This is a genomic window from Pseudomonas sp. YH-1, from assembly GCF_051990045.1.
GTDB classification, from domain to species: domain Bacteria; phylum Pseudomonadota; class Gammaproteobacteria; order Pseudomonadales; family Pseudomonadaceae; genus Pseudomonas; species Pseudomonas nicosulfuronedens.
This window is the reverse complement of the sequence record NZ_CP178184.1, coordinates 3,474,112-3,498,361: the sequence shown is the minus strand read 5'-3', so window position 1 is coordinate 3,498,361 and position 24,250 is coordinate 3,474,112. Positions and strand designations below refer to the sequence as shown.

At 65.8% G+C, this 24,250-nt stretch carries 19 protein-coding genes and 1 pseudogene; 6 read left to right on the top strand and 14 right to left on the bottom strand.

The features are described from left to right. Positions 1 to 90: 90 nt before the first annotated feature. The gene (locus ACKI1H_RS16315) at positions 91 to 1,023 is read left to right on the top strand and encodes a LysR family transcriptional regulator (protein ID WP_017518016.1); all 933 of its coding nucleotides are present in this window, start codon (positions 91 to 93) and stop codon (positions 1,021 to 1,023) included. Between the two features lie 262 nt (positions 1,024 to 1,285). Here the strand turns inward: ACKI1H_RS16315 and ACKI1H_RS16310 are convergent, their stop codons facing one another. The 8 genes and pseudogenes from ACKI1H_RS16310 to ACKI1H_RS16275 form a co-directional block, all read right to left on the bottom strand. Then, complete coding sequence (locus ACKI1H_RS16310; protein ID WP_138525771.1) at positions 1,286 to 2,413, bottom strand: acyl-CoA dehydrogenase family protein; 1,128 nt, start codon at positions 2,411 to 2,413, stop codon at positions 1,286 to 1,288. A 10-nt stretch (positions 2,414 to 2,423) separates the two neighbouring features. Continuing rightward, entirely contained in the window at positions 2,424 to 3,614 is a 1,191-nt protein-coding gene (locus tag ACKI1H_RS16305) for an acetyl-CoA C-acyltransferase (protein WP_440468874.1), read from the bottom strand. A gap of 8 nt (positions 3,615 to 3,622) precedes the next feature. Further along, entirely contained in the window at positions 3,623 to 4,393 is a 771-nt protein-coding gene (locus ACKI1H_RS16300) for a 3-hydroxyacyl-CoA dehydrogenase (RefSeq protein ID WP_440465599.1), read from the bottom strand. An 18-nt stretch (positions 4,394 to 4,411) separates the two neighbouring features. Then, on the bottom strand, positions 4,412 to 6,076 hold the full coding sequence (locus ACKI1H_RS16295; protein WP_138525774.1) for an acyl-CoA synthetase: 1,665 nt from the start codon (positions 6,074 to 6,076) through the stop codon (positions 4,412 to 4,414). A gap of 306 nt (positions 6,077 to 6,382) precedes the next feature. Further along, a complete protein-coding gene (locus ACKI1H_RS16290) occupies positions 6,383 to 7,138 on the bottom strand; it encodes a methyl-accepting chemotaxis protein (RefSeq protein ID WP_401035584.1) in 756 nt (251 codons plus the stop codon). A 102-nt stretch (positions 7,139 to 7,240) separates the two neighbouring features. Beyond that, positions 7,241 to 8,359: pseudogene (locus ACKI1H_RS16285) on the bottom strand (PDC sensor domain-containing protein); the annotation flags it as partial. A 252-nt stretch (positions 8,360 to 8,611) separates the two neighbouring features. Further along, positions 8,612 to 9,628, bottom strand: a complete 1,017-nt coding sequence (locus ACKI1H_RS16280) for an AraC family transcriptional regulator (RefSeq protein WP_440465598.1) — start codon at positions 9,626 to 9,628, stop codon at positions 8,612 to 8,614. Positions 9,629 to 9,679: 51 nt separating this feature from the next. Further along, positions 9,680 to 11,359: an AMP-binding protein gene (locus ACKI1H_RS16275; RefSeq protein WP_440465597.1), complete on the bottom strand. Its 1,680-nt coding sequence runs from the start codon at positions 11,357 to 11,359 to the stop codon at positions 9,680 to 9,682. 512 nt (positions 11,360 to 11,871) lie between these two features. Here ACKI1H_RS16275 and pbpG point away from each other — a divergent pair. From pbpG to ACKI1H_RS16255, 4 genes are all read left to right on the top strand, one after another. Then, positions 11,872 to 12,804, top strand: a complete 933-nt coding sequence (pbpG, locus tag ACKI1H_RS16270) for a D-alanyl-D-alanine endopeptidase (protein WP_440465596.1) — start codon at positions 11,872 to 11,874, stop codon at positions 12,802 to 12,804. A gap of 240 nt (positions 12,805 to 13,044) precedes the next feature. Continuing rightward, the gene (locus ACKI1H_RS16265; RefSeq protein ID WP_440468873.1) at positions 13,045 to 13,521 is read left to right on the top strand and encodes a PaaI family thioesterase; all 477 of its coding nucleotides are present in this window, start codon (positions 13,045 to 13,047) and stop codon (positions 13,519 to 13,521) included. 19 nt (positions 13,522 to 13,540) lie between these two features. Then, on the top strand, positions 13,541 to 14,674 hold the full coding sequence (locus ACKI1H_RS16260; protein ID WP_440465595.1) for a thiolase family protein: 1,134 nt from the start codon (positions 13,541 to 13,543) through the stop codon (positions 14,672 to 14,674). A 212-nt stretch (positions 14,675 to 14,886) separates the two neighbouring features. Next, on the top strand, positions 14,887 to 15,453 hold the full coding sequence (locus ACKI1H_RS16255) for a TetR/AcrR family transcriptional regulator (RefSeq protein ID WP_440465594.1): 567 nt from the start codon (positions 14,887 to 14,889) through the stop codon (positions 15,451 to 15,453). 280 nt (positions 15,454 to 15,733) lie between these two features. On the opposite strand, the gene ACKI1H_RS16250 is transcribed toward ACKI1H_RS16255, so the two are convergent. Further along, a complete protein-coding gene (locus tag ACKI1H_RS16250; protein WP_138526172.1) occupies positions 15,734 to 16,540 on the bottom strand; it encodes an SDR family NAD(P)-dependent oxidoreductase in 807 nt (268 codons plus the stop codon). Positions 16,541 to 16,877: 337 nt separating this feature from the next. Here ACKI1H_RS16250 and ACKI1H_RS16245 point away from each other — a divergent pair, with 337 nt between their 5' ends. Beyond that, positions 16,878 to 17,015: a PSPA7_2676 family Cys-rich small protein gene (locus ACKI1H_RS16245; protein ID WP_440465593.1), complete on the top strand. Its 138-nt coding sequence runs from the start codon at positions 16,878 to 16,880 to the stop codon at positions 17,013 to 17,015. A 66-nt stretch (positions 17,016 to 17,081) separates the two neighbouring features. Here ACKI1H_RS16245 and peaD read toward each other — a convergent pair whose 3' ends face one another. The 5 genes from peaD to ccsA form a co-directional block, all read right to left on the bottom strand. Further along, complete coding sequence (peaD, locus tag ACKI1H_RS16240) at positions 17,082 to 18,215, bottom strand: quinohemoprotein amine dehydrogenase subunit beta (protein WP_440465592.1); 1,134 nt, start codon at positions 18,213 to 18,215, stop codon at positions 17,082 to 17,084. A gap of 29 nt (positions 18,216 to 18,244) precedes the next feature. Then, complete coding sequence (gene qhpC, locus ACKI1H_RS16235) at positions 18,245 to 18,568, bottom strand: quinohemoprotein amine dehydrogenase subunit gamma (RefSeq protein WP_015477047.1); 324 nt, start codon at positions 18,566 to 18,568, stop codon at positions 18,245 to 18,247. 1 nt (position 18,569) lies between these two features. Then, positions 18,570 to 20,000 carry a quinohemoprotein amine dehydrogenase maturation protein gene (gene peaB / locus ACKI1H_RS16230; protein ID WP_138526174.1) on the bottom strand — a complete coding sequence of 477 codons (1,431 nt, stop codon included), beginning with the start codon at positions 19,998 to 20,000 and terminating at the stop codon, positions 18,570 to 18,572. A 74-nt stretch (positions 20,001 to 20,074) separates the two neighbouring features. After that, positions 20,075 to 21,646 carry a quinohemoprotein amine dehydrogenase subunit alpha gene (gene peaA, locus ACKI1H_RS16225; protein WP_171049552.1) on the bottom strand — a complete coding sequence of 524 codons (1,572 nt, stop codon included), beginning with the start codon at positions 21,644 to 21,646 and terminating at the stop codon, positions 20,075 to 20,077. Between the two features lie 197 nt (positions 21,647 to 21,843). Continuing rightward, positions 21,844 to 24,027, bottom strand: coding sequence for a cytochrome c biogenesis protein CcsA (ccsA, locus tag ACKI1H_RS16220; RefSeq protein WP_440468872.1), 2,184 nt, complete (start codon positions 24,025 to 24,027; stop codon positions 21,844 to 21,846). Positions 24,028 to 24,250 lie beyond the last annotated feature (223 nt).

Sequence of the window (24,250 nt, the reverse complement as noted above, 5' to 3'; positions counted from 1 at the left end):
TCCGAATCAATGAACATTCATAACCCGTATGGACCTGAGCGCAGGTTCGGGTATGATCGGGCCAAAACAATGACAAGCGGGAGCCCTGGAATGAACCTCAGCAAGGTCGATCTGAACCTGTTCATCGTCTTCGACGCGATCTACACCGAAGCCAACCTGACCCGCGCCGGACAGATTGTCGGCATTACCCAGCCCGCCGTTTCCAACGCCCTCGCCCGCCTGCGTGAAACCTTCAACGACCCGCTGTTCGTGCGCACCGCCCAGGGCATGGTGCCCACGCCGATGGCGCAGAACATCATCGGCCCGGTGCGCAACGCGCTGCAGCTGCTGCGGGTCTCGGTGCAGGAGAGCCGCACCTTTACGCCAACCCAGGCGAGCAAGACCTACCGCATCAGCATGACCGACCTCACCGAGGCCATCGTCCTGCCGCCGCTGTTCCAGCGCCTGCGCCGCCTGGCGCCGAACGTGCACATCGAAAGCTTCCTCTCCAAGCGCCGCGAGACCACCAAGGAACTGGCCGCCGGCCGCCTGGACTTCGCCGTGGATGCGCCGCTGAACACCGACCCGCAGGTGCGCCACGTCAAGCTGATGGAAGACCGCTACGTCTGCGCCATGCGCCAGGGCCACCCGCTGGCCAAGGACAAGGTGACGCTGGAGGAATACCTGTCGGTGGCGCATATCCAGATTTCCAGCCGCCGCAGTGGCCTGGGATACGTCGACCTGTCGCTGGGCAAGATGGGCCTGCAACGCAAGATCGCCCTGCGCTCGCAGCACTACCTGATGGCCTCCACCGTGGTGCAGCAGACCGACATGGTGGTCACCGTGCCCGAGCGCTTCGCCCGCCATCACGGCCTGCATTTCGTCGATCTGCCGGTGAACGACGTGCCCAAGCTGGAAACCCACCTGTACTGGCACGAAAGCACCGACCAGGACCCCGCCAACCGTTGGATGCGCGAGCAGATCATCGAGCTGTGCCAGCAGGTGACGGCGCGGGAAGCGCGCGAGGCGGCAGAGCGCGCCTGATGCTTCAGGCGATGCCCATTGATGGGTATCGCTGCGCTCCACGCCATCCTACGTTTACTAAGATTGGATCGCGTGATGCGGCCGACCTGGTAGGAGCGAGCTTGCTCGCGAACCGCCCAGCCGCAGAATTGCCGGCGAGCATTGTTCGCGAGCAAGCTCGCTCCTACGAAAAACAATCCGTTCCGCCTGACAAGCCACCCGCAGACCCCGCCCTGCCGAAGTGCCTGTCCAACGAACAGGCCGGGGTCTGCCGGCGAACCCCTTACAGACTCCGTGCGATCACCAGCCGCTGCACGTCGCTGGTGCCTTCGTAGATCTGGCACACGCGCACGTCGCGGTAGATGCGTTCCACCGGGTAGTCCTGCAGATAGCCATAGCCACCGAGCGTCTGGATCGCTGCGGAGCACACGCGTTCGGCCATTTCCGAGGCGAACAGCTTGGCCATGGAGGCCTCGGTCAGGCACGGCAGGCCGGCTTCGCGCAGGCTGGCGGCGTGATGGACCATCTGCCGCGCCACGGCGATCTCGGTGGCCATGTCGCTCAGACGAAAAGCCACGGCCTGGTGCTGGATGATCGGCTTGCCGAAGGTCTCGCGCTCGTGGGCATAGTCGCGGGCGTATTCGAACGCCGCGCGGGCCATGCCGACGGCTTGCGAGGCAATGCCGATACGCCCGCCTTCCAGGTTCGCCAGGGCGATGGCGTAGCCCTGCCCCTCCTCGCCCAACCGATAGCTCGCCGGAATACGCACGTCATCGAAGGCGATCTGGCAGGTATCGGAGGCGTGCTGGCCGAGCTTGTCCTCGACACGCACCACGCGGTAGCCGGGCGTGTCGGTGGGCACGATGAAAGCACTGATACCCTTCTTGCCGGCCGCGGCGTCGGTCACCGCGAAGACAATCACCAGGCCGGCATGCTGGCCGGAAGTGATGAACTGCTTGCTGCCGTTCAGCACGTAATGGTCGCCGTCACGGCGCGCACGGGTCTTGAGGAAGCTGGCGTCGGAGCCGGCCTGCGGTTCGGTCAGCGCGAAGGCGCCGATCATCTCGCCACGGGCCAGAGGCACCAGGAACTGGCGCTTCTGCTCGTCGTTGCCGAACTTGGCAATGGGCATGCAGCCCACCGAGTTGTGCACGCTCATGATGGTCGAACAGGCGCCGTCGCCGGCAGCGATCTCTTCCAGCGCCATGGCGTAGGCCAGGTGCCCGGTCTGTGCGCCACCCCACTGCTCCGCCACCAGCATGCCGAGGAAGCCGAGGTCGGCCATTTCCTTGATGGCCTCGGCCGGGAAGCGGTGCTCGCGGTCCCAGTCGGCGGCGAAGGGCTTCAGCCGCTCCTGGGCGAACTGGCGGGCAACGTCGCGAATCTGGAGGTCTTCTTCGCTGGGAATCATGATTCGCTCCTTAGGCCAGGCGCTCGACCGCGATGGCCGTGGCTTCGCCGCCACCGATGCACACCGAGGCCACGCCGCGCTTGAGGTCGTACTGTTTGAGGGCCGACAGCAGGGTCACGATGACCCGCGCGCCGGACGCGCCAATCGGGTGGCCGAGGGCGCAGGCGCCGCCGTGAATGTTGAGCTTGTCGTGGGGGATATCCAGGTCGCGCATGGCGGCCATGGCGACCACGGCGAAGGCTTCGTTGACCTCGAACAGATCGACGTCGCCGATTGCCCAGCCGGTGCGTTGCATCAGGCGCTCAACTGCGCCCACCGGGGCGGTCGGGAACAGGTTCGGCGCATCGGCGAAGGACGAATGGCCACGGATCGCCGCCAGCGGCGTGAGGCCGCGCTTCTCTGCTTCGGACAGGCGCATCAGCACCAGTGCGGCGGCGCCGTCGGAGATGGAGCTGGCGTTGGCCGCCGTCACGGTGCCGCCTTCGCGGAAGGCCGGCTTCAGGGTCGGGATCTTGTCCGGCTTCGCCTTCGGCGGCTGCTCGTCTTCGCTGATGGAGCGCAGTTCCTTGCCGGCCTTGGCCGTCACCGGGACGATCTCGTCGGCGAAGCGGCCTTCGCTCATGGCCTTCTGCGCGCGGGTCAGCGAGGTAATCGCGTAGTCATCCTGCTGCTCGCGGGTGAAGCCGTACTTCTCGGCGCAGTCCTCGGCAAAGGTGCCCATCAGGCGGCCCTTGTCGTAGGCGTCTTCGAGGCCGTCGAGGAACATGTGGTCGAGCACACGGCCGTGCCCCATGCGGTAGCCGCTGCGGGCGCGTTCCAGCAGGTACGGCGCGTTGGACATGCTCTCCATGCCGCCAGCCAGGGCGACGCGGGCGCTGCCGGCGAGGATGGCGTCGTGGGCCATCATCGCGGCCTTCATGCCCGAGCCGCACATCTTGTTCACCGTGGAACACGGCGTACCACGTGACAGGCCCGCGCCCAGCACTGCCTGGCGTGCCGGCGCCTGGCCCTGGCCGGCAGCGAGCACGCAGCCAAGCACGGCTTCATCCACTTCTTCCGAGCCCAGACGGGCGCGCTCGACGGCCGCGCGGATCGCGGCTGCGCCGAGGGTGGCGGCGGTGACGTCCTTGAAGTCGCCGAGGAAGCCGCCCATGGGAGTACGGGTGGCGCTGACGATGACGATGGGATCGTTCATGGCAATTCTCCTGCTTACTTCGCGGCCATGCGGATGGCGCCGTCGAGACGGATCACCTCGCCGTTGAGCATGCTGTTCTCGATGATGTGGCGAGCCAGCGCGGCGTATTCGTCCGGGCGACCCAGGCGCGGCGGGAACGGCACGCTGGCGCCGAGGGAGTCGCGCACTTCCTGGGGCATGGCGGCCATCATCGGCGTCTCGAAGATGCCGGGGGCGATCGTCATCACACGGATGCCCGAGCGCGCCAGTTCGCGGGCGATGGGCAGGGTCATGCCGACCACCGCGCTCTTGGAGGCGGAGTACGCGGCCTGGCCGATCTGCCCGTCGAAGGCGGCAACCGAGGCGGTATTGATGATGATGCCGCGTTCGCCGCCGGCGTCCGGCTCATTCTTCGCCATGGCTTCGGCGGCCAGGCGCAGCATGTTGAAGGTGCCGATCAGGTTGATGTTGATGGTACGGGCGAAGCTCTCCAGCCCGTGCACGCCGTTGCGGCCGAGGACTTTCTCGGCGGGCGCGACGCCCGCGCAGTTGGCCAGGCCATGCAGAGCGCCGAAAGCATCCAGGGCGAGTTGCACGGCGGCTTTGCCGTCCGCCTCGCTGCATACGTCGGTGCGGATGAAACGCGCGTTGGCCTCGCCCAGTTCGGCCGCCTGGGCCGCGCCGGCTTCGGCATTGATGTCGGCCAGTACTACCTTGGCGCCGGCGCTCACCAGCAGCTTCGCGGTGGCCGCGCCGAGGCCGGAACCGCCACCGGTGATGAGGAATACCTTGTTCTGGATCTGCATGGAGTCTCTCCGCTGGACTTAGTGAGCCGCCGCTTTCTCGGCCGCTTCGCGTTGCTTGGCGATCTCCTGGTTGCGCAGGAGGAAGCGCTGGATCTTGCCGCTGGGGGTCTTGGGCAGTTCGTCGACGAACTCCACTTCCCGCGGGTAGCTGTGCGCCGACAGTCGCTTGCGCACGTACTGTTGTAGTTCCTCGGCCAGCTCCGCGCCCGGTCGGTAGGACGAGCAGAGCACCACGAAGGCCTTCACCAACTCGGTGCGCTCCGGGTCCGGCTTGCCGATCACCGCCGCCTCGATCACCGCCGGGTGTTCGATCAGCGCGCTCTCCACGTCGAACGGGCCGACGCGGTAGCCGGAGGTGGTGATCAGGTCGTCAGCGCGGCCGACGAAGCTGATGCTGCCGTCGGCGTTCAACTCCACGGTATCGCCGCTCAGGTAGTAGTCGCCGACGAAGGACTTGGTCTCCATGCCCTGGTAGCCGGCAAACCACATCATCGGCGAACGCTTGCGATCCATGGCGAGGATGCCCGGCTGGCCGGCGGGCAGTTCGTTGCCCTGCTCGTCCAGCACCACCACGCGGTGGCCGGGAATGGAAAAGCCGGCGGCGCCCAGGTGCACCGGGTGCTGCAGCTCGTGGTGGTTGGCCAGCACCATGCCCAGCTCGGTCTGGCCGTAGTGGTCGTGGATGGTCACACCCAGCTCGCTGGCGAACCAGCGGATGACTTCCGGAGTCAACGGCTCACCGGCACTGCTCACCGCACGCAGGCGGCCCCTGAGCGGTTTGGACACTGCCTCGCCAGCCGCGATCAGCAGGCGGTACGCGGTCGGCGAACCGGCCAGGTTGGTGATGCCGTACTTGTGCACGATGCGGCAGGTGCTCTCCACCGTGAACGCGCCTTCGTAGAAGGTGATCGGATGCCCCATGGCCAGCGGCCCGGTGACGCCGTAGTAGAGCCCGTAGGCCCAGCCCGGATCGGCGAGGTTCCAGAACGAGTCCTCCTCGCGCAGCCCCACGGCATCGCGCATGTAGCCGACGAAGGCGACGATGGCCTTCAGCGGCACGGCCAGCGGCTTGGCCAGCCCGGTGGTGCCGGAGGTGAACATCAGCAGGAAGGTGTCCTCGCCGCTGCGCAGTACCGGTTCGAAGTCCGGGGAGTGGCGTTCCAGTTCGGCCCAGAAGCTGTAGTCGCCATGGCGGATGCCCTGCCCCTTCGGCCCGCCGACAGTCACCCGCATGGGCGCGTCGGGCACCTCGTCGAGCTTGCCGCGGTTGGCGCCGTCGGTCACCACCACCTTGCTGCCGGCCAGCTTCACTCGGTGCTCGATGGCCTTCGGCCCGAAGGCGGTGAACAGCGGTTGATAGACCGCGCCCAGGCGCCAGGTGCCGAGGACGGCGATCAGCAGTTCCGGGGTGCGCGGCAGCATGCCGGAGACCACGTCGCCAGGCCGCACGCCGAGGCTGTGCAGGAAGCTGGCGAAGCGGCCGGAGAGTTCCTTGAGCTGGGTGAAGGTGTAGGAAGCGCTGTCGCCGTCCTTGCCTTCCCAGAACAGCGCGATGCGGCCAGGCATGGCGTGGCGGTCGCAGCATTCGACACAGGCATTGAGGGCATCGAGGTTGCCGGCCAGGACGGCATCGGCGGTGGTGCGGTAGTCGAACTCGGCTGTGGCGGCGGTATGGGAACGCATCACTGGGGACTCCCGGTTTGTTCTTGTTGGAGTCCCCTAATGTTCCCGCCGCGCGGGGGCGCGGGCAATGTCGAAAGCCGCCAATCTGGATGAGCGGATTGGACAGCGGTTGTGCTACCGGGGCGTTCCCTACGCGGGCTGCCCTCTCCCTAACCCTCTCCCTGAAGGGAGAGGGGACTGTTCGGAGCGCTCTGATAGCACTGCGCTTGCCGGCGGACTACGCTCGTCGCATCACGCCGAATGGCTCCCTCTCCCTTCAGGGAGAGGGCTGGGGAGAGGGAAAAGCCCGAGCACCAACAGCAAGCATCAAACCCTGAATTGATCCATCAACCCCTGCTGATGGTTGGCCAGCTTGTTCAGCGACTGGCTGACCTGCGCCGACTCCTGCGCCTGGCTCGACAGCGATTCGGTCACATCACGAATCCCCGCCACGTTGCGGTTGATCTCCTCGGCCACCGCACTTTGCTCCTCGGCGGCGCTGGCAATCTGCAGGTTCATGTCGGTGATCACACCCACCGCATCGCCGATGCGTTTCAGCGCGGCCACGGCCTGCTCGACCTGGGACACGCTGTCCTGCGCCTGGCGATGGCTGTTGCTCATCGCGCCAACCACGTCACGGGTGCCGTTCTGCAGGCCCTCGATGACCTGGCGGATTTCCTCCACCGAATCCTGAGTGCGCTTGGCAAGGTTGCGTACCTCGTCGGCGACCACCGCGAAGCCGCGGCCGGCTTCACCGGCGCGGGCCGCTTCGATGGCGGCGTTGAGGGCCAGCAGGTTGGTCTGCTCGGCGATGCCGCGGATCACTTCCAGCACCGAACCGATCTGTTCACTGCTCGCCGCCAACCCTTCGACCTGGCTCATGGCGCTGCTCATGTCACTGGCGAGCTCATCGATCAGGCGGGTGGTGTTGTCGATGACATTGAGGCCATCGCGGGTTGCCCCGTCGGCGCCACGGGCGGCGTCGGCGGCCATGGCAGCACTGTTGGCGACGTCGTGGGCGGTGGCGCTCATCTCTTGCGAGGCGGTGGCGACCTGGTCGACTTCGCGGAATTGCTGCTGCATGCCGGCGCTGGTCTGGCTGGCGATCTCCGAGGACTGGTCGGCCGTGGCGCGGGCGTCCTGCACCGAGGATTTCACGTCGCGGATGATCGGCTGCAGCTTGTCGAGGAAGCGGTTGAACCAGCCAGCCAGCTCGCCCAGCTCGTCCTTGCCGCTGTAGTCCAGGCGCTTGGTCAGGTCGCCCTCGCCGCTGGCGATGTTGCGCAGCATGGCAGCAACGTTGAGGATCGGGCGGGTTACGCCACGGGCGGTGAGCCACACCAGCAGCAGGCCGACAATGGCGGCAATCAGGCCGAAAATCGTCTGCCACAGCGCACCGCTGGAGTTGCGTTCATCCAGCTGCTTCTGCAGTTCCAGCGCCGGAGCCAGCAGCACATCCTGCGGTACGTCGAGGACCACGGCCCAGGGCTTGGTAGCATCCGGGATCGGCAGCAGCGGCTCCAGCACGCGCAGTTGGCCGCCTTGCTCCAGCACCTGCGGACGGCCGCCGGCCTGCAACGACAGCAGCTCCGCAGCCTGGTCGGGGATGGCCTTGGCCAGCGGCTGGCCAAGCAGTCCTTCGTCGCTGCTGTAGCCGGCGAGCAGGCCGGCCGGGCTGACGATGCTGATGCTGCCGGCACCGTCGTAGAGCTGACGGTCACCATCGGTGGCCAGTTGTTGCAGACGGCTCAGGCTGATGTCGATGCCGATCACCGCAATGACCTTACCCTGGTCGATCAGCGGGAAGGTCACGGTGGTCATCAGCACCTTGGTGCCCGAGGCGCTGTCGAAATAGGGGTTGAGCACGCAGGCCTTGCGGGTCTGCAGCGGGCACAGCTGCCAGGTGTTGAACGGGCTGCCGTCGAGCATGGCCGAGGTGTCGGCGATCATGTCCTCGGTGACGGCCAGGCCGGTCATTTCGCCAGAGGCCTTCTGTGCCCAGTAGGCACCGAAGCGGCCCTTCTCGTTGCTGCCGGCGTCGGCCTGGTCATGGAAGGCGGCGTCCTGCCCGTCCAGCGCATCGGGCTCGAAGACCACGTAGAGGCTGAGCAGGTTCGGATTGCTCTTGAGGCCGTCGCGCACCAGCAGGTTGAGGTCCTTGCGTACGGCGGCAGTGTCCGCGCCATGCTGGGTGGACTGATCGCGCAGCTGGGCGACCTGGCGGGAGAACTGGTTGCCGAAGTGGTAAACGTCGGTGAAGAAGCGCTGGATGATCTCCGCCTGCTGCTCGCTGCGCGCCTGCATCCGCGACTTGGCGGCGTCCTTGAGCATGTCGGCGTTGGCCGCCTTGATCAGCTCGGCGTCGTGGTTCATCCGGAACAGCGAGAGTCCGACCAGCAGGCAGACGATGCAGAGCAGGCAGAGGCCGGTCAGCAGCGTGATCTTCCACTGGATCGAGAGGCGGGACAGGGGCATGGAGGGACGTCCTTGGGAGAGAGCGGATCTGTGTTGTTGTATCGGCTACAAGGGCGGCCACTTGAGCCACGCCCTTAAATGTCAGGGCTCCTGGCGGATCAGCGCGCGGTATTGCCCCGGCGTGGAGCCGGTCCATTTGCGGAAGGCCTTGTAGAAGGCGCTGGTGTCGGCAAAACCCAGCTCCTCGGCGAGATCAGCGAAGTTGCCGTCGCCGCTGTCCAACCGCGCGATGGCGAGGTCGCGGCGCAGCTGGTCCTTGAGCGCCTGGTAGGACTGCCCCTCGGCAGCCAGCTTGCGGCGCAGGGTCGAGGGTGCCATGTAGAAGTGCCCGGCGAGGGCATCGAGGTCCGGCCAGCGCTCGAACTTGAGGCTACGCAGGTAGGCCTTGGTGCGTGCGGTGAGGCTCTGCGGATCGCGGTAGCGCACCAGGATGTTCGCGGGTGCGCCACCGAGGAATCGCCGCAGCTCGCGCTCGTCGCGGCGTACCGGCAGATCGAGCGCTTCGGCATTGAACAGCAGCCGCGACTGGCGACGGGCAAAGTTGAGGTTCTCGGTGAACATCACCCGGTAGTCGGCGATGAAGTCCGGCTGCAGGCAGCGCAGCTCGATGGCGAGCACAGGAATGCGTCGCCCCACCAACCAGCAGGCCAGCCCATGCAGCATCAGCCACAGGGTGAAGTAGCAGAAGGCACGCGGCGCCGGGCTCTCGGGTTCATCGACGACGATGGCGGCCAACCCGTCCTGGCGAGTCAGGCGCGGGGTGAAGCCATCGAACACCAGCCCCATGAAGCGCAGCGCGGCATTCATTGCCGCTTCCAGGGTCGGTTCGCGGATGGCCGCGGCGGCCATGAAGTTGAAGCTGCCGGACTTCATTCGCCGGGCGTTCATGCCGAAGAACTCGTCGTCCATCTCCTTGGCCAGGCGCAGCCATAGCCGCGCGTAGGCCTGGCTGGAAACCCGCGCGTAAGGCTTGCCGAACAGATCGGGGGCGATGCCGGCGGCCGCCAATAACGGCCCGTCATCGCGACTGGCGCGACGAAACTCGGCCAGCGCTTCGCTGACCAGGCGGATCGAGATGGTGCCCTTCTCTACGCCCATGGCGCCCCGTGTTCAGGAGCGCGCACGTGGGCGCAGGAAGCTGCCGGACGCTCAGCCACGCTTGCTGCGCACCTCTTCGATGCTGATCTCGCGCATGCGGAACTTCTGGATCTTGCCGGTCACCGTCATCGGGAACTCGTCGCAGAAGCGGAAGTGGCGCGGCACCTTGAAGTGGGCGATGGCGTTCTTGCAGAAGGTACGCAGCTCGTCTTCGGCGACGCTATGGCCGGGGTGGAACTTGACCCAGGCCACCAGCTCCTCGCCGTACTTCTCGTCGGGGATGCCGATCACCTGGGCGTCGGCCACAGCGTGGTGGGTGTAGAGGAACTCCTCGATCTCGCGCGGATAGATGTTCTCGCCGCCACGGATGATCATGTCCTTGCTGCGCCCGACGATTCGTACGTTGCCGGCTTCGTCCATCTCGGCAAGGTCGCCGGTGAGCATCCAGCGCGCCGGGCTGATGGCCTCGGAAGTCGCCTGCGGGTTGTTCCAGTAGCCAAGCATCACGCTGTAGCCACGGGTGCACAGCTCGCCGATGGTGCCGCGCGGAACGATGCGGCCGTCGCCGTCGATGATCTTGCTTTCCAGGTGCGGCTGGGTGCGACCGACGGTGGTGACGCGGGTTTCCAGGTCGTCTTCCGGGCCGGTCTGCAGGGACACCGGGCTGGTCTCGGTCATGCCATAGGCGATCTGCACCTCGGCCATGTGCATCTCGTCGATGACCCGACGCATCACTTCGATCGGGCAGGTCGCGCCGGCCATGATGCCGGTGCGCAGGCTCGACAGGTCGAAGTCGCGACGAGTCGGATGATCCAGTTCAGCAATGAACATGGTGGGTACGCCGTACAGCGCGGTGGCCTTTTCTTCCGCCACTGCCGCCAGGGTCGCCTCGGGCTCGAAGCTGGGCGCGGGGTAGATCATGGTAGAGCCGTGGGTCAGGCAGCCAAGGTTGCCCATCACCATGCCGAAGCAGTGATACAGCGGCACCGGGATCACCAGGCGGTCGTTTTCGGTGAGGCCGAGGCTATCGCCGACCATCAGGCCGTTATTGAGGATGTTGTAGTGGCTGAGCGTGGCGCCCTTGGGGAAGCCGGTGGTGCCGGAGGTGTACTGGATATTGATCGGCTCGTCGAACTGCAGCAGCGCCTGGCGCTCGGTGAGTTCGGCCGCGGCGATGCCACGGCCCAGCGGCTCCAGCTGGCTCCAGCGCAGGAAGCCGGTGGGCGCGGTATCGGACAGGCTGATCACCCCGCGCAGCTCCGGCAGGCGGTCGCTGGACAGCTCGCCCGGCCGTCCCTGCCCCAGCTCGGGCAACAGGTCGGCGAGCATGCCGTGGTAGTCGGAAGTCTTGAAGGCATCCGCGCACACCAGCCAGCGGCAACCGGACTGCTTGAGCGCGTATTCGAGTTCGTTCACCCGGTAGGCCGGGTTGATGTTGACCAGCACGGCGCCAACCTTGGCGCTGGCGAACTGGGTGATACACCACTGCGCGCAGTTGGGCGCCCAGATGCCCAGGCGGTCACCGGGACGCAGACCGAGAGCGAGGAAGGCGCGGGCGATGCCATTGACCACCTCGGCCAGCTCGGCCCAGGTGTAGCGCAGCTGCTGGTGACGCACGACCAGGGCCTCGCGCGCGGCGAAACGCTCGACGGTGGCGTCGAAGGCAGCGCCGACGGTCATGGCCAGCAGGGGTTTGTCCTGGGGGCCGCGGGTGTAACTCAGGTGGTTCATGGCTTTCCCTTGTTGTGCTTGTTCTGGGATCAACGCTGAACGATCGGTCCAGGCAGCGGCGCAAAGCGCCGAGGACCAGGCTGACTCAACTGCAACCTTCGGACTGACTGACCGGTCGCGGGCTGCAGGGCATGTTTACGTTAACGTAAAGGTAAACGCAACCCCGACCTTCGATCACGCGGTCAGCCGGGCGCCTCCGCTTCATTCAGGATAGCTACTCACAAACCGTGCCATCCGTCCTGAAAGCCATATGCGACAAGGCTTTGAGAAGATTTCCAGGCTTGCCCCGCGAACGCTTTCCGGTTGCATTTCGCAACAGCTCGGGCAAGCTGCCGCGCCACCGCCGCCAGCAGTCCTAGCGGCCTGGCTGGAAAGCCGTCGATACGTCTCAGGTTGTCGCAATCTGAGACTCCCCGCGCCACGTGCGCTAGCACGGGCCTTGCAGTAGAATTCGACGAAAATGCCTACATGGATGTAGACAAAATCCCACTCAACGCTTGCGAATCACATCCATGACTACTCGTCGTTCGATACTGAGCCTGCTGTTTGCCTGCGCCGCTGTTGTCTGTACATCGAACTCCTTCGCCGCCACTCCTGCCAAGGCGGCCTCCCCGAAAGATCTGGTGCTGGCCTCCGGCAGCGCGCTGGTGGTCGACCTGGAGAACGGCAAGACCCTCTACTCCAGCAACCCCAACCTGGTGGTGCCCATCGCCTCGGTGACCAAGCTGATGACCGCGATGGTCACCCTGGACGCCAAGCTGCCGATGAACGAGCTGATCCCCGTGGACATCTCCGAGACTGCCGAGATGAAGGGCGTGTTCTCCCGCGTGCACCTGGGCAGCATGATCAGCCGCCAGAACATGCTGCTGCTGGCCCTGATGTCTTCGGAAAACCGTGCTGCCGCGAGCCTCGCGCATAACTATCCGGGCGGCTCGAAGGCCTTCGTCGCGGCCATGAACGCCAAGGCGAAATCCCTCGGCATGACCAGCACCCATTACGTCGAGCCCACCGGCCTGTCGATCCACAACGTCTCCGACGCCAACGACCTGATCCGCCTGGCCAAGGCCGCCTACACCTACCCGCAGATCCGCCAGCTGAGCACCACCGCCACCAGCGACGCGCGCTTCAGCAAGCCCAGCTACTCGCTGAGCTTCTTCAACACCAACCCGCTGGTGCGCAGCGGCAAGTGGGACATCCGCCTGACCAAGACCGGTTTCACCAACGACGCCGGCCACTGTCTGGTGATGGTCACCATGATGAACGGTCGCCCCGTCGCCCTGGCCTTGCTAGACGCCTTCGGCAAGCGCACTCACGTGGCCGACGCCGCCCGTATCCGCCGCTGGGTGGAAACCGGCGTCGCCTCGCCGGTGCCCGCCGTCGCCCTGCAGTACAAGGCCCAGCGCAGCCAGGCGCGAGCCGCCAGCATGACGGCCACCGCCGAGTAAGCCCCATCGCGCTGGCGGAGCCCGCTCCGCCAGCTGCCCTCTCCTGTTTCCCCTCTCCTTCCTCCTCTCGCTCTGTCGCTTCAGCCCTGCTGGATGGCGCTTCCGTCACTTATATGCCGACCGTCATTCAATGCTAGTATGACGACCATAATATTTCTGCAAGCGCTGGAGCCCGCGATGACCGAACTGACACTGACCCGTGAACAGAAGATTGCTGCCTGGGAAGCGGTCGCCGCGCAGATGCGCCAGCGTCTGGCCGAGCCCGGCGTGGTGTCACTGCAGGAGATGCGTGGCAAGACCCCCCAGGAATTCTTCGACGGTATTGGCGCGGGTGAGCTGCCTGCCCCGCCGATCAACGCGCTGATCGGCTTCGTTCCGCTGGAATGGGGTCAGGGCCGCTTCATCTTCCAGGGCACCCCGGACATGCGCCATTACAACCCGCTGGGCACCGTGCACGGTGGCTACGCGGCCACTTTGCTGGACTCGGCCATGGGCTGCGCGGTGCACACCATGCTCGAACCGGGACTGGGCTACACCACCACCGACCTGCGCATCAGCTACATCCGTGCGCTGACCCGCGACACCGGACCGATTCGCGCCGAGGGCACCATCGTGCATGTCGGCCGCTCCACCGCCCTGGCCGAGGGCCGCCTCTACGACGTGGACGGCCGCCTGTACGCCACCGGCTCCACGACCTGCCTGATCCTCGGGCGCTGAACTTCCCAGGAGAACGACCATGACTTCCGTCGTCATCGCGGGTTACGCCCGCTCCCCGTTCCATTTCGCCAAGAAAGGTGCGCTGATCGACGTGCGCCCGGATGACCTCGCTGCACAGACGGTGAAGGCACTGGTACAACGCAGCGGGCTGGATGCCAACCTGATCGAGGACCTGATCATGGGTTGCGCCTACCCCGAGGCCGAACAGGGCATGAACCTGGCGCGCATCACCGGCTTCCTCGCCGGGCTGCCGGAGACGGTGGCGGGCGCCACGGTGAACCGCTTCTGCGGCTCGTCCATGACCTCTATCCACTTCGCTGCCGGGCAAATCCAGCTCGGCGCCGGAGAGGCCTTCATCTGTGCCGGCGTGGAGTCCATGACCCGCGTCCCCATGGGCGGCTTCAACCTCGCGCCCAACCCGCGCCTGCTGGCCGAATTCCCACAGGCCTACATGCCCATGGGGCAGACGGCCGAGATCGTCGCCGAGCGCTTCGGCATCTCCCGCGAGGACCAGGAAGCCATGGCCGTGGGCTCCCACGCCAAGGCTGCCCGCGCCCGTGAGCAAGGCCTGTTGGCAGCGGAGATCGTGCCCATCGACACACCCAACGGCGTGGTCAGCGAAGATGGCTGCATCCGCCCCGGCACCAGCCTGGAAGCACTGGCGCAGCTCAAGCCGGCCTTTGGCGGCAGTGTCACCGCCGGCACCGCCTCGCCGCTCACCGATGGCGCAGCGGCCGTGCTGGTGTGCAGCGAAGACTTCGCCCGCGACAACGGACTGGACATCCTGGCGCGGGTGAAAGCCGTCGCCGTGGTCGGCTGTCCGCCGGAAATCATGGGCATGGGCCCGCTCTACGCCACCCGCAAACTGCTGGATCGCAGTGGACTGCGGATGGCCGACATCGACCTGATGGAGATCAACGAAGCTTTCTCCAGCCAGGCCCTGGCCTGCCTGCGCGGCCTGGAACTGGATATCGACCGGGTCAACCTGCATGGCGGCGCCCTGGCCATCGGCCATCCGCTGGGCGCTACCGGCGCACGCATCACCGGCAAGGCAGCGGCGCTGCTGAAGGAAACCGGCGGGCGCTATGCCATCGCCACCCAGTGCATTGGTGGCGGACAAGGGGTGGCGACTTTGCTGGAAGCCGTGCGCTGAACACTCGCTTATCGTCTCGAAATGCTCCTCTGCCTGAGCATGCCCTCTCCCTGAAGGGAGAGGGTTAGGGAGAGGGAAACCACTGGCGCAGCCTATCAACGGATCGCCTCTGGGCCCTGGCCATCTTGCTGCCTGCCCTGAATCACCCCCCTGCGCCCACCCTGCGTTAGAATGACATCCAGCATTCCATGCACCGCAGGAGACAACCGGTCATGCGTTACTCCGAAGACCACAAGGCCCAGACCCGCGAACGCATCATCAACGAAGCCGCGCAGCGCTTCCGCAGCGAAGGCGTCGATGCCACCGGCCTGCAGACCCTTATGAAGGCGCTGGGCCTGACCCACGGCGGCTTCTATGCGCACTTCAAGTCCAAGGACGAGCTGGTGGAAATCGCCCTGCAGCAGGCTGCTGCGCAGCTGCGTCCGGTCGTCGATCAGCAGTTCGAGAAGGAAGACCCGCTGCCCGGCTTCATCGACCAGTACCTTTCCACCGGCCACCGAAATGCGCCGGGCAAGGGCTGCCCGCTGCCCACCATCTCGGCGGAACTGGGCGCACGCGGCCACGCCAGCGCCACCACCGATGCCATCGTCCAGGCGCGCATCGATGCCATCGAGAAGGCGCTGCCGACCGAGCATTCGGAAGATGAAAGCGTCGCCCTCCTCGCCACCCTGATCGGTGCGCTGGTGCTGTCGCGCAGCGTGGCCGACCCAGAGATGTCCGACCGCATCCTGGACAGCACGCGCCGGCATTTGAAGCGGGAGATCGGTGCGGCGGAGTGAATTCCCCACGATAGATGCATGCGGCATCTTTGTAGGGCGCATAACGCGCCAGCGTTATCCGCCAATCAAGGGCCGGCGGATAACCTGTTCCAGGTTATTCGCCCTACGCCACTGACGTACGGCCAGCCCTGCGCCCGGACCCTGTAGGAGCGAGCTTGCTCGCGAACCTGCAAGGCACGGTGCCAAGCAGTTCGCGAGCAAGCTCGCTCCTACAAAGAGCCGCGCATAAAAAAGCCCCGGCACAAGGCCGGGGCAAGCTTTTCGCCACTCAATTGCTCGGTTATTCCACCGCGACGCCATAACGCTGCGCCGGAGCGCTGCGCGACAGGTTCGGCGCCATCTTCAGGCGTGCGGCGGTAAAGGCTTCGAACTCACTCGCATCCGGCAGCGCCGGCAAGGTCACCACTTCGCCCTGGGCCAGGCCGGCCAGCGCGGCGTCGACCATGTGGTTCACGTCCATCAGCATCTCCGCGGGCAGTGCGGAGATGTCGGTGCCGGCGCGGTCCCAGATTTCGGTACGGGTGGCACCCGGCAGCACGGCCTGGATGCGCAGCCCTTGCGGCGCCAGTTCCTGCTGCATGGATTGGGTCAGGTTGAGCACGAAGGCCTTGGTGGCGCTGTAGCTGCCGTTGAACAGCTCCGGCGCCAGCGCCAGCACCGAGGCCACGTTGATGATGGTGCCGCGACCGCGCCCGGCGAAGGCCTTGGCGGCAGCGCCGGCCAGACGCGCGGTGGCGATGACATTCAGCTCGATCATGCTTTCCAGGCGGTCCAGGTCGGTCTCCAGCAGAGTGCCGTTGATCGCCACGCCGGCGTTGTTCAGCAGCAGGCTGATGCTGGTGTCCTCGGCCAGGCGCGCTTCGACGCGAGCACGATCCTCGCGGCGGGTCAGGTCGGCCTTGAGCACATCCACCGAGACGCCGTACTCCTCACCCAAGCGCGCGGCCAGCGCCTCCAGGCGTTGCTGGTCACGGGCCACCAGCAGCAGGTCGTAGCCCTGGGCAGCCAGGCGTTGCGCATAGGTGGCGCCGATGCCGGAAGAAGCGCCAGTGATCAGAGCGCGGCCCAGTTCGGATTTGGCATTCATGGTTCTTTCTCCAGTGGGGCGACTCGCCCGCATGCAAGGGATGTGAGGGCCCGCAGGCCGTCTGGAATGTCCGGCGCGCTTTGGATGTCGACCGTCATCTGAAGTTGAATATTATGCTCATAATATTATCTGTCAACACCCTCCTCGCAAGGGTGACGAGTGGTCGGGAAATCGGCAGAACCCACGCACGCCGCGGCCTACAGCCTTCCGGCAGTTTAGATTGCCCATTCTAGAGCGCTCGCGAGAGTCTTTCCGGCGTCTCCACACAAGAACAAACCGGGAGCCACCCCTGCACCTTTCTGCCTGTCTCAACACCGGCGATGCCGGAGGAGGACACATGCGATTGCGCTGCTTTTTCCTGGGCTGTGTTTGGGATGAAGGGAATCTGACCGAGGTCGGCCATGTGCCGATGGTTTGCCAACGCTGTATGCGCTGCGGTGCGCAGCGTTATCTGAGCCCCGAGCCGGACGGCTGAGGTCGGCCGCAAAAAAAGCCCGGAGCACGCAGGTGCTCCGGGCATCGGGGTGTTGCTGGCTGAAGATCAGTTGGCCACGAAGGCCTGGCTGGTGGTGATCGCCATGTCGCCGCCGGGCAGCTTGAGGTCGCCGATGCGCTCCAGGCTGTCGGCATCGAAGATCGCCACGTCGTTCAGGGTGCCGGTCAGGTACAGCTTGTTGCCGGCCTTGTTGGTCGACAGGCAGTAGTAGGAGTGGTCCAGGTTCGCCGCCTTGACCAGCTTCTGCTCCTTGATGTCGTACTTGGCCAGACGGTTCAGCACGCCGTAGACGATGTTGCGGTCCTTGGCGGAGCGGATGCCGCTGAAGTACACCTCGGTGACCGGGCCGAAGTCGACGGTCTCGGTCTTGCCGGTGGCCAGGTCGATGTTGAAGAAGCCGTATAGGAAATCGGCCGTGGCCATGTCCTGCTTGGCGTCCTTGAACTTCGCCGTGGTGTAGAGCAGCGAGAAGTCACGCGGGTAGGTTTGCTGGTTCCACACGTAGAGCACATCTGGCGGCGCGTAGTTGGGGCGCTTCCAGTTGCGGCTGGGGATGACCACGTCGAACTTGCCGGTCTTCACGTCCACCTTGTAGATGTCCGGGCCCGCCACGTACAGGGTGCCGTCGTCGCCGCTCTGCATGATGGTCAGCTGGCGCGGCGCCGGGAAGGTGCGCACGGGCTTGGCCCCCATGCCATCAGCGACGGAATACACCTGCAGGCGCGGCTGCTGCACCTCGTAGTGCTCGGCGAGGATCAGCGTCGGGTTGGCGATGGCGTAGATCTCCTTGCCGTCGTGGCTGACGGTCATGGAGAACATCGCCCGCGCGTTCTCGCCCGGCTTCTGCGCGATGGTGGCGTGGAACACCGGCTTGCAGTCATCGAGCTGGATGCCGTAGATGTCCGCATAGTGGTTGCTGAGGATGTAGGCGACCTTGCGGTCCGGCGAGAGCTGGGTCATGCCCGGGCCATAGGCACCGGGGATGGTGCAGGTCTTGAACAGCTTGTCGGTCTGCATGTCGATGACGTGCAGGTTGTTCGGGTAGTTGGTGCTGATCAGGTACTCGTGGCCACTTTCCAGCGCCTTGCCGGTGTCGGCGCCGGCATCGGCGGCGACGGCTTGCAGCGCGCAGGCCAGCGAGAGGCCGCCGAGCGCGGCGGCGAATGCTTTTCTGGACATGCAGGTTTTCCTCTTGTTCTTCTGACTGCTCATTTGTCGTCCGGGAATACGGTGCCGAGGTTGCGCCAGTTCTCGGCCGAAGCCTGCGCATCCTTGTTCCAGTCGGGGTAGGTGCTCATCATGTCCGGCACCTGGGCCGGCCACCAGCAAGGGTCGGAGCAGCCGTAGAGGTCCGCTTCCATCGGCTGGCAGAGCGAAGAAACGCCGCCGAACACGTCGACTTCCCAACCCGGGTCGGTGGTGGCCGCGCAGCCGGCCACGGAGTTCATCGCCACCACGTCCTCGATGCGATCCTCGGCGGCGGCCTGTTCGAGCTTCTGTGCTTTGGTGTTGATCGCTTTCAGATGTTTCATGTCAGTGCGCCTTCCGCGGAGTGATGTGGCGGTCGATGAAGCTGGGGTTGGAAGCCATGATCCGGCTGTAGACCTCGATGCCGAAATCGACCCAGTCCCTCATCAGTTCGCAGTAGTGGTAGGTGGGGTGCGCCGGGTCGCCATAGCGCGCGTAGCTCTCGTGGTAGCAGCCGCCGGAGCAGAGGTTGCGGATGTGGCAGCTGGCGCAGCCGGTATCGGTACGGTCAAGGCGCTGCGACAGGAAGTCGTTCAGCTCGGCCTGCTTCACCCCTTCATGGACGTTGCCGAAGGTCGGCAAGGACGACCCAGTGAAGCGGTGGCACAGGTTCAGTTCGCCCTTGTGGTCCACCGCCAGCATCTTCAACCCGGCACCACACGGCAGGGCCTTCTTCTGCCCTTCGTGGATGTCGGTGATCAGTTGGTGCAGGTTGGAGAAGCCGATGTTGCGCCCTTCCAGCGCCTCGTCCAGGTAGCGGCGACCGAGGGCCTTCATGCCGGCGAAGACCTCCTTCAGCTCGTCCCCGGTGAGGTTGTAGCTGCTGATATCGCCCGAGGTGACCGGGGCGAAGCCGACTTCGGCGAAGCCCATCTCGTTGAACAGGTGGTTCCAGATGGTCTCGACGTCGGTGACGCCGGTGGTCAGGGTCACCCGCGCGCCGACCGGCCGTGCGGTGTAGCGCGACAACAGCATGTCGGCCTTGCGCCGCACCACGTCATAGGTGCCCTGCCCGCCTACGGTGATGCGGTTGCGGTCATGCACCGTCTTCGGCCCGTCGATACTGATGGACAGCCCGAAGCGATGGGCGTTGAGCCAGTCGACGATTTCCTCGGTGAGCAGTGTGGCGTTGGTGGTCATAACGAAGTCCACCGTCTTGCCCAGCTCGCCGAAACGGCGCTCGCAATACGCGACCATGTGCTCGATGAGCGGGCGGTTGGACAGCGGTTCGCCGCCGAAGAACACCACGGTGTAGCGCTGCTCGTCGGGGGATTCCTGGATCAGCATTTCCACCGAGGCTTCGGCAGTTTCCGCGCCCATCTTCTTGCCGGCGGAGGGCTTGTCCAGGTCTTCCTTGTAGCAGTAGGTGCAGCTCAGGTTGCAGCCGGTGTTGACGTTCAGCACCACGGTGTTGAGCGCAGTGCGGTCAACCTTCTTGATGCCGATTTCAGGGGTCAGCGGCGAGCCGTCGCTGACCAGCTCCAGCGCGATCAGCTCGCGCAGGGTCTCGTCGATTTCCTCGGCGCCGAAGCGCCCGCTAAGACGCTGGGTCAGCTCGTCCGGCGAGCAGGCATGCCCGCGCAGCGCGTCGATGATCCCGCCGGTCAACTCGTCGCTGGCGAACAGCGAGGAGCTGGGGATGTGGAACAACAGGCGGTCGGCGTCGACCTGCACTTCATGCAGGTTGCGCTCGACCAGATTCAAGATGGCGCCCATGGCGACCTCCCGGAACTTTCTTGTTATGCCCGCCCGCAGGCGGGCCACACGCGTTCAGTTCATCCGATCCCGCATCACGGAATCGGCGGGTTGTTCCAACGCTGCACGGTGACGATCATGTGCCCTTCGCCCTTGTGCGACTGGCCAGCGTCGTCCACCGCGGCAATCACCTTCAGGTTGCCGGCGTTGTTGGTCATCATCTTGCGCGCCGGGTTCGGGCCGGCGTCGCCCGGCGTGAAGATGCCGCTGTCGGCGTCCATCACCCCGGCGTACTTCACGTCCTCGTCTTCTTTGGCGCGGTCATCGAACGGCTCGACCGACCACTGCGCGGGGAACACACCGATGCGGAACGGCTTGCCGTCGGCGCCCTTGCCCCAGGCCTCGGCGTCGAAGCTGCCCTGGACCTTGGGAGTAGAGCCGCCATTGCCGCCGATGCGGGAAATGGAGAACTCCGGCACCACCTTCACTTCGGCGATGTCCTTGTACACGGCGAGGCTGCCACCCTTGGCGGTGCCCACGCTGACATCGCGTTCGCCCACGGCAGCAGCGGCATCGGCCTTGACCTTGACGGTCACGCGCTCCGGCGTCTCGGAAACCACCGAGACGACTTCCACGCCCTTGCCGAACGACGGCTTGCCCTTGAGCCCGGTGCCGACGACGCTGACCTCGGTCTCCGCACCGGCCTTCAGGTAGGCAGGCTGCACGCCCAGCACGTGGCTGGTGCCGTCCTTCGCCGCGACGAAGTCCAGGCCGCGCTCGTCGTGGGCCTTGTCGAACATGCGGCCCTGCATCTGGCCGTTGAGGGCAGCGAATACCTGGCGCATGGTCACGTCGCCGACTTTCACCGCGCCGCGCCATTCGTAGCCGTTGTAGAGCACCGCGCTGCCCTCGCCGTCGAACGGCGAGCCGTCGGCATACTTGCCGGTCACGCTGACCTTGAAGGCGTCGTCGCCATCCTTCGCCACCTTCATGCTGCCGGCCACATCACCCTTGCCCGGCATGTGCCCGGCGAAGCTCCACTCGCCCGCCAGTGTCTCGGCCTTGGGCCGGTTCTTCTGCCAGTCGCTCCAGGCCTTGTCTTCCAGCGGGAAGCGTTTGGCCAGCTCCGGGACCATCTCTTTCTTCGCCAGGTCGAACCAGTCGCGGTCGCGGGCCAGGGCCTGATACTCCAGCGACGGCCAGCGGCCGAGGTGGAAGTTCACCAGCTTCTCCCACTCCGCCGCCGGGCGGCGTTGCAGGGCGATGCGCGCGCCCGAGTGGCAACGGGCGCACATCTGCTCGAAGTTGGTATCGAATTTTTCGACGGTGTTCAGCCGGCGCTCGAGGGCGTAACGCACGCCCTCGGTCTCGCTGGGCGCCAGGCCCTGCTTGTCGGCGAGGAACTTGACCACCGCACGACGCTCCTCGTCGGTGATCTTCAGGCCATACATCACCTGCATGCGGCCGATACTCATCAGCCAGCCCTCGGGCGTCTTGCGCTGGTGGCTGATACGGCTGAGGGAATTGTTGCCTTCGGGCGTATGGCACGCCTGGCACTTGGCGTTGATGATCGCCTGGCCCTCGGGTGCGGCCTGGGCCGTCTGGTGCAGCGCAAGGGCCAGTGCGGCCAGGGTTCCGGCACCCAGATAGTGCCGAAGTCGTGTCATCTTCAAGGTCAGGCCTCCTCGGTATTCTTGTTGGTTATTCGCGCCCACCGATGGGCTAAGAGCGAGCTCTTGAAAGCAGTTTTGCAGGTTGTGTGCCACTACTGCGCAAACCCCGCCAAATCAGGCCTTCGGCGGTATTTGCAGGCACACCCGGTGGATACCACCGGGGTTGCGACGTCACATTTCGCGATTGCTGTCTAACTCTGAGACAGGGCCCGTGAGACACCCTCCGAAGCAGTATGGTCCGGCTTGCGCAAAGCGCCGCCCGCCGGGAGCATCAGGGCGCCGAACAGCATGGTGATCAAGCCGACCCAGACCAGCGAGAGGAACGGGAAGCGGCGTACCACCACCACGCTCTCGATGTCGTCGCCAGGCTCCTTGAGCAGACGCGCCGAGGCCGGCACCCAGATCTGCAGATCACCGCTCCAGCCACGGACGATGAACGGATGCAGCACATAGCCGCGGTCCGAGGCGAAGCGCGCGTAGTGGTAGTCTAGGATTTCGCAGAGCTGGCGCACCGGCCCCTGGTAGGCCGGCGGGTTGCCCCGGCTGTCCTGGAACAGCGCGTGCCCGGCCAATGTGCGCTCGCCATCGCGCAGCTCGACCTTGGCCACCGCGTGGTAGCCGGAGAAGTCCGGCCGGCTGGAGTCCGGCGAGACGCGCATCTGCATGCCGCCGATCACCGCGTGCCATTGCTCGAAGGAAGTGCCCGGCGGGATGCTGATCTGCTGGTAGCTGTTGAGTGCCGTGGCGGCCAGCCCGCCCACCAGCGCGATCACCGCGCCGCCATGTACCAGCGCCAGCCCCCCGCTGTAGCGCAGGTTGCCCACCCGCCGGCTGCGCCACAGGCTCTGCATGCCCCAGAGCAGGCAGCTGCCCATCAGGAAGGCACCGCCCAACAGCGCCGCATCCAACCACGGCAGCACCCGCACGATGTTCTGCGAGAGCATGCCATCGCCGTTGTAGCCGTCACTCAGCCAACCGCCGCGCCAGCCGGTCCAGAACATCACGGCGGCCATCAGTACCGTCGCCAGCAGCGCCAGCCGGGGTCGCCCGCAACGGCGAAGGAAGCTGTAGCCGCCCATCAGACCAATCGCCGCCAGCAGCGGTACGACCCAGTGGGCCAGGCCGTAGCCGTTGACGTCCCACTGGTCGAAGGCGCGGCGCAGGCTGTCCATCTCGGCGGTGGTGGCCCAGGCAGTCAGGGTTTCGAAGAAGGGTTTCAGCTCGCTCGGCCGCTCCATCCCCAGCCATTCGTAGAGGTGCGCCTGGAGCAGCGCACCGAGGGCCAGCAGCCCGATGCCGGCGAACAGGTAAATGGCCACGTCCAACGTCCAGTCCGAGGCCCCACGCCGACGCCCTGCCCGCTTGCGCAAGCGCCACCCCGACAGCAGATAGAACGCTGCGAAGGCCAGCAGGATGAATGCCAGAGCCAGATGGCTGAGCCAGGAGGTGGTGCCGATGTAGCGGTGCGAGCTGGCCAGCACCGTGCTGCGGGTTACCGCCATGGCGCCGCAGGCCATGGCTGCCGCCAGCAGGCTGAGCGCTGGTAGCAACCGAGCGTAGGCGCCGTCCGCGCGCCAGCGACGGGCGCCGTGCAACACCGCGCCGAGCAGCGCCCAGATGATGAACGCCGAGGTCTGCACCGGGTCCCAATGCCACAGCTGGCCGTAGGTGAAGTCTTCCATGGCCCATGCCATGCCCACGCCAATCCCGGCGCTGAGAATCAGCCAGGCCCAGCGGCTGTAGCGCGGCATCACCCAGCCATAGGCATGGCCGCCTCGTCCCAGCGCTTCCAGCGCGGCACCGGCCGGTGCCAGCACCCAGGCGTAGGCGCAAAGGATCAGCGGTGCATGCAGCGACATCCAGAAAGTCTGCAGGTGGGCGTTCATGCCCTGGCTCGGCTGCGCGGTGAGCCACTCTGCCGGCGTCGCACTGAAGGGGCCGAGCCAGGCAGCAGTCGCCACGTACCAGGCGGCGATCAGCGCCATGCCGCGCCCTGCCCAACCGGGCAGCCCAGCGCCCCTCAGGGCAATTGCCATGCAGAAGGTTCCCAGCAACAGGACCGTGCCTTCGTCGCCGCCCCAGAGGTTGGAGAACTTCAGGTAAGCCGGCAGCGCCGCACTGCTGTAGAGCCAGGCGTAGCGCAGCTGGAAGTGGTCGGCCACCAGGTGCAGCGCCAGTGCCAGGCAGGCGCCGCACAGCGCGCCGACCGCCACCGGCCATGCGAGCGCGCGCCACTCCTGGCGGACCGCGCCAAGGGCAATCAGCGCGGCCAGCCCCCAAAGCAACGCATTGCCCGTACCGGGCAGCAGCCACAGCAAAAGACAGATCAGCGCGGCGGCCAGCGGCCCCGTCCTCCACGGCAACGACAGGTGCATCCTCTTCAAGCCAGGCCTCCTTGTGCAGCGCCGATGCGGCGCCGGGCGAAACAGCCAGCGCTTCACGTTGCGTGCCAGAGGGAAAAAACCTTGTGAATCAGCAATATGAGCCAAGGCAGCAAGCGACGCGACGTGGCAGATCGCGACAGCTGTAGCAGCCTGAGACAGTTTTACCCGTTATAGACGATGGTCTAATGGCACTGCGCCACTCTCCAGCAGTGAT

Coding starts and splice junctions, on each gene's coding strand:
- pbpG (WP_440465596.1), top strand. CDS start 11,872: ATGACTACTCGTCGTTCGATACTGAGCCTGCTGTTTGCCTGCGCCGCT.
- ACKI1H_RS16275 (WP_440465597.1), bottom strand. CDS start 11,359: ATGAACCACCTGAGTTACACCCGCGGCCCCCAGGACAAACCCCTGCTG.
- peaA (WP_171049552.1), bottom strand. CDS start 21,646: ATGACACGACTTCGGCACTATCTGGGTGCCGGAACCCTGGCCGCACTG.
- ACKI1H_RS16265 (WP_440468873.1), top strand. CDS start 13,045: ATGCGCCAGCGTCTGGCCGAGCCCGGCGTGGTGTCACTGCAGGAGATG.
- ACKI1H_RS16280 (WP_440465598.1), bottom strand. CDS start 9,628: ATGGGCGTAGAGAAGGGCACCATCTCGATCCGCCTGGTCAGCGAAGCG.
- ACKI1H_RS16300 (WP_440465599.1), bottom strand. CDS start 4,393: ATGCAGATCCAGAACAAGGTATTCCTCATCACCGGTGGCGGTTCCGGC.
- ACKI1H_RS16260 (WP_440465595.1), top strand. CDS start 13,541: ATGACTTCCGTCGTCATCGCGGGTTACGCCCGCTCCCCGTTCCATTTC.
- peaD (WP_440465592.1), bottom strand. CDS start 18,215: ATGTCCAGAAAAGCATTCGCCGCCGCGCTCGGCGGCCTCTCGCTGGCC.
- ccsA (WP_440468872.1), bottom strand. CDS start 24,027: ATGCACCTGTCGTTGCCGTGGAGGACGGGGCCGCTGGCCGCCGCGCTG.
- ACKI1H_RS16255 (WP_440465594.1), top strand. CDS start 14,887: ATGCGTTACTCCGAAGACCACAAGGCCCAGACCCGCGAACGCATCATC.
- ACKI1H_RS16250 (WP_138526172.1), bottom strand. CDS start 16,540: ATGAATGCCAAATCCGAACTGGGCCGCGCTCTGATCACTGGCGCTTCT.
- qhpC (WP_015477047.1), bottom strand. CDS start 18,568: ATGAAACATCTGAAAGCGATCAACACCAAAGCACAGAAGCTCGAACAG.
- ACKI1H_RS16310 (WP_138525771.1), bottom strand. CDS start 2,413: ATGATTCCCAGCGAAGAAGACCTCCAGATTCGCGACGTTGCCCGCCAG.
- ACKI1H_RS16245 (WP_440465593.1), top strand. CDS start 16,878: ATGCGATTGCGCTGCTTTTTCCTGGGCTGTGTTTGGGATGAAGGGAAT.
- peaB (WP_138526174.1), bottom strand. CDS start 20,000: ATGGGCGCCATCTTGAATCTGGTCGAGCGCAACCTGCATGAAGTGCAG.
- ACKI1H_RS16315 (WP_017518016.1), top strand. CDS start 91: ATGAACCTCAGCAAGGTCGATCTGAACCTGTTCATCGTCTTCGACGCG.
- ACKI1H_RS16290 (WP_401035584.1), bottom strand. CDS start 7,138: ATGCAGCAGCAATTCCGCGAAGTCGACCAGGTCGCCACCGCCTCGCAA.
- ACKI1H_RS16295 (WP_138525774.1), bottom strand. CDS start 6,076: ATGCGTTCCCATACCGCCGCCACAGCCGAGTTCGACTACCGCACCACC.